The following is a 1258-nucleotide window of genomic DNA, read 5'->3' as shown; positions in this document are numbered from 1 at the left end:
CAAGTTTTATCCAGTCCTGAGTTCGCCCCGGCTGTTGGATTTACCCGAATGGGCGGTGGTAGCGACGGGAGCTGGTGCGGAGCCATCGGCATAGCGCAGCGCCAGATCCCGTCGCGGGTTGCAGGTGAAGGCAAACTCCGATGGTGTTTTCCATCCGAGTTGCGAGTGAGGTCGCGTATCGTTGTAGTCGGCCCGCCAATGTCCGAGTTCGACCCGGGCCTGGGCCAGCGACGTGAACAGCGTCTCGTTCAACAATTCGTCTCGGAGACGGCCATTGAAGCTTTCGATGAAGGCATTCTGCGTCGGCTTGCCGGGCGCGATGTAATGCCAGGCGACGCGGCTCTGATCGGCCCATGTCAGGATGGCGTTGCTGGTCAATTCGGTGCCGTTGTCGCTGACCACCATTTTGGGCTTGCCGCGCTCGATGATCAGCCGGTCCAGCTCCCGCGCCACCCGGGAGCCCGACAGCGAGGTGTCGGCCATCAACGCCAGGCATTCGCGCGTGCACTCGTCGACCACGGTCAGGATGCGGAAGCGGCGGCCATCGGTGAGCTGGTCCGAGACGAAGTCGAGCGACCAGCGGTCATTCGGCGCTATAGGCACCACCATCGGCGCCCTGGTCCCGAGCGCCCGCTTGCGGCCACCACGGCGACGGACCGCGAGCCTTTCTTCCTGGTAGAGCCGGAACAGTTCCTTGTGGTTGACCAGATAGCCCTCCCGCCTGAGCAGAACATGCAGGCGCCGATAGCCGAAGCGACGGCGCACCTCGGCAATCGCTCTCATGCGTTGGCGTAGGGCCGCGTCGTCCGCCCGGGTCGTCCGATATCTGATGGTCATGCGGCAACAGCCGATGGCTTTACACGCCCGCCGTTCGCTCATCCCGTGGGCTCCACGAGATGGGCGACAGCTTTCCGCTTCCCCGCGGGCGTCACCACTTCTTTCCCAGGAGGTCCTTTAACGCCGCATTGTCCAGCATGGCGTCGGCCAAAAGCCGCTTCAGCCGCGTGTTCTCATCCTCCAGCGTCCTCAGCCGCTTGGCCTCCGAGACCTCCATCCCGCCAAACTTGGCTTTCCATTTGTAGATGCTGGCATCGCTGACGCCGTGCTTCCGGCACAGATCGACAACCGACACGCCAGCCTCGTGCTCCTTCAAAATCCCGATGATCTGCTCTTCCGTAAAGCGGCTGCGCTTCATGCTCTGGTCCTCATATGGGCCAGAGCGAACTTCAATCTGGATTAAGTCCAGGGGGCAAGGTCA

1 pseudogene is annotated in these 1258 nt (G+C 62.6%); it reads right to left on the bottom strand.

Annotated elements, in window-relative coordinates:
• Positions 1 to 6: 6 nt before the first annotated feature.
• Positions 7 to 1195: pseudogene (locus tag IVB12_RS22980) on the bottom strand (IS3 family transposase).
• Positions 1196 to 1258: the final 63 nt, after the last annotated feature.

This window comes from Bradyrhizobium sp. 179 (genome assembly GCF_023073535.1).
Classification (GTDB): domain Bacteria; phylum Pseudomonadota; class Alphaproteobacteria; order Rhizobiales; family Xanthobacteraceae; genus Bradyrhizobium.
Note: the sequence above shows the minus strand (reverse complement) of the source record. Positions and strands in the feature narration are given on the sequence as shown.